Source organism: Planococcus sp. ISL-110 (genome assembly GCF_018613575.1).
GTDB lineage: Bacteria > Bacillota > Bacilli > Bacillales_A > Planococcaceae > Planococcus.
Window position 1 is genome coordinate 1 of sequence record NZ_JAGGPX010000043.1, and the last position, 2,567, is coordinate 2,567.

At 47.6% G+C, this 2,567-nt stretch carries 2 protein-coding genes; both read left to right on the plus strand.

The genetic code is table 11. The annotated features are described in order from the left end of the window. Positions 1 to 148 precede the first annotated feature (148 nt). On the plus strand, positions 149 to 1,696 hold the full coding sequence (istA, locus tag J7I83_RS17595; RefSeq protein WP_215102915.1) for an IS21 family transposase: 1,548 nt from the start codon (positions 149 to 151) through the stop codon (positions 1,694 to 1,696). Further along, complete coding sequence (istB, locus tag J7I83_RS17600) at positions 1,693 to 2,436, plus strand: IS21-like element helper ATPase IstB (protein ID WP_215102917.1); 744 nt, start codon at positions 1,693 to 1,695, stop codon at positions 2,434 to 2,436. Before istA ends, istB begins: the two co-directional genes overlap by 4 nt. Positions 2,437 to 2,567: the final 131 nt, after the last annotated feature.

Consider the following 2,567-nt stretch of genomic DNA (forward strand, 5'->3'; position numbering starts at 1 on the left):
TCTGATTACAGCCATTTAATAGAACCACTTGTGCCACGTTTTAGAACCAGCTAGGACACAAAACAGAACCACTTGAGACATGAGAGAACCACTCCTATATAATGAGTTTGCGGAATATTCCGCAAATAAATTGCATAGGAGGTTTTTTATGGTCAAATATCGGGAGATTCTCAGATTAAATTCTCAAGAAGTGACGAAACGGGGAATCGCATCCAGCTGTAGGTGCTCAAGGAATACGATTACCGAGGTGCTGGAGAAGGCAAAAGAAAAAGGAATTTCTTGGCCTTTGCCGGAAGAGATGGGAGATAAAGAGCTGCAAAAACTCCTCTTTCCCGAGAAGCATGCCACCGATGAACGGTATCTACCGGACATGGACTACGTCCATAGAGAAATGGCGAAGAACGGAGTCACTTTGTCCCTACTCTGGCATGAATATGTGCTCGTGAGCCGGAACGGGAAGACGATCCCCTACAGCTATCGCCAGTTTTGTCGGGCGTACAATCAGTTTGCCGTTTCGACCAAGGCGACCATGCGAATCAAAAGAAAACCGGCTGAATCCCTTGAAGTCGACTGGGCCGGATCGTCCATGGAAGTTAAGGATCAGGAGACGGGTGAAATTCATCCGGTTTATCTCTTTGTGGCAACATTGCCCTGCAGTTCCTACTCGTATGTAGAAGGCTTCTATTCGATGGATTCGCTGAGTTGGATTACGGGGCATATCCATGCCTTTGAATTCATCGGGGGTGTCACGCGGACCGTGGTGCCCGATAATCTGAAGACAGGAGTTGAAAAGCCCTCTCCTACCGAACCCATCATCAATCGCACCTATCAGGAGTTGGCCGAACATTACCAGACGGTCATCCTGCCGGCGCGGGTTCGGAAGCCAAAGGATAAGCCAAGTGTAGAAGGCACCGTCGGCATCATCACCACCTGGATTATCGCGTCACTGAGAAATCAGGTTTTCTTTTCGCTCCATGAATTGAATGAAGCGGTCCGGCTTAAGTTGGATGAATTTAATCAGAAAGAATTTCAAAAGAAAAAAGGAAGCCGGCTGACAGCCTTTTTGGAAGAAGAGAAGTTCGCGCTTCTCCCCCTTCCGGCTTCCCAATACGAGATGGCTCACTGGAAAAAAGCCATTGTCCAATTAGATTATCATATTTCGGAAGACAAGATGTATTATTCCGTACCTTACGAGTACATCAAGCATGTGGTGGAAATCCGCGTCACCCGAACGATGGTGGAGGTGTTCTTTAAGCATTTCCGAATCGCCTCCCATAAACGACTTTTCGGAAAAGAAGGGCAAACTGAAACCACTTTCGATCACTTGCCTCCCAAGCATCAGCAGTTTGTGACGTTTACGCCTGCACATTTCATCGAGTGGGGAGTGTCCATCGGACCCTCTACGGAAAAAGCTGTCAGAACGATCTTACAAAATGGGACAAATGAAAAACAGGCGTTAAAGCTGTGTCTGGCGATTTCCAAACTCGGAATCCAATACAGTGAGCAAGAACTGGAGGTCGCTTGTGAAAAATCATTGTCCTTCTCACCGAGGATGAGCCTGAATACGATCAAGACGATTCTAAAGACTGAGCGTGACGTCATCACTGCGAGTCCATCGAGAAATAAAAACATCAGCCTCTCAAAAGAGCACGGGTTTGTCAGAGGGGCCGATTATTATGGGAGGAAAAATAAATGACCATTGAATCCACCATTACCAAACTGAATGAAATGCGCTTGAGTGCCATCGCGGAGACGTATTACAGCCAGATGAACGACCCCCAATACAAAGAATTGTCCTTTGAGGATCGTTTCAATTTATTGATCGACAGTGAATACATCCGCAGAAAGAACACCAAACTGGAACGGCTGGTCCGGCAGGCGAATTTGCGCATGCCCGACGCTTGCATCGAAGACCTCCAGTATCACGAAGACCGAAAGCTGGATCGAACCACCATCCTGCGCTTGGCCAGCTGCAATTATATTGGGGACAAGCAGAACGTCATTATTAAGGGTGCTTCTGGGAACGGAAAATCCTATCTGGCCTGTGCATTGGGTGTCAGTGCCTGCCGGACCGGTTATAGCGCCAAGTATATCCGGCTGCCGGATCTGTTGGATGAGCTTGCCCTTGCGCGATTGAATGGGACGTACCAAAAAACCATGAAAGCTTACCGGAAGGTAAACTTATTGATCTTAGATGAGTGGATGCTTGTCTCCTTAACTGAAAATGAGGCACGAGATGTCTTGGAAATCGTGGAGGCCAGGTATCAGAACGCATCCACCGTCTTCTGTTCTCAATTTGAACCAGGCGGTTGGTATGAACAAATTGGCGAAGCAACGTTGGCCGATGCCATCCTCGATCGGGTGATTCATAGTTCGCATTCCATTTTCATTGACGGAAAGATTTCCATGCGTGAAAGACTAGGGATTCACTCATAAGAATAAAAAGCCGCCCTCGGGCGGCCTTCTTATTCTTATGAGTGGTTCTCTGATGTCCGAAGTGGTTCTCAAACGTGTCCGCCCTGGTTCTATTTCATGGCACGACTGGTTCTCGAGCTTGTCCTTCTTCA

Bases quoted from the DNA above. Each gene is read 5' to 3' on its own strand.
- istB (WP_215102917.1), top strand. From the start codon at position 1,693: ATGACCATTGAATCCACCATTACCAAACTGAATGAAATGCGCTTGAGT.
- istA (WP_215102915.1), top strand. From the start codon at position 149: ATGGTCAAATATCGGGAGATTCTCAGATTAAATTCTCAAGAAGTGACG.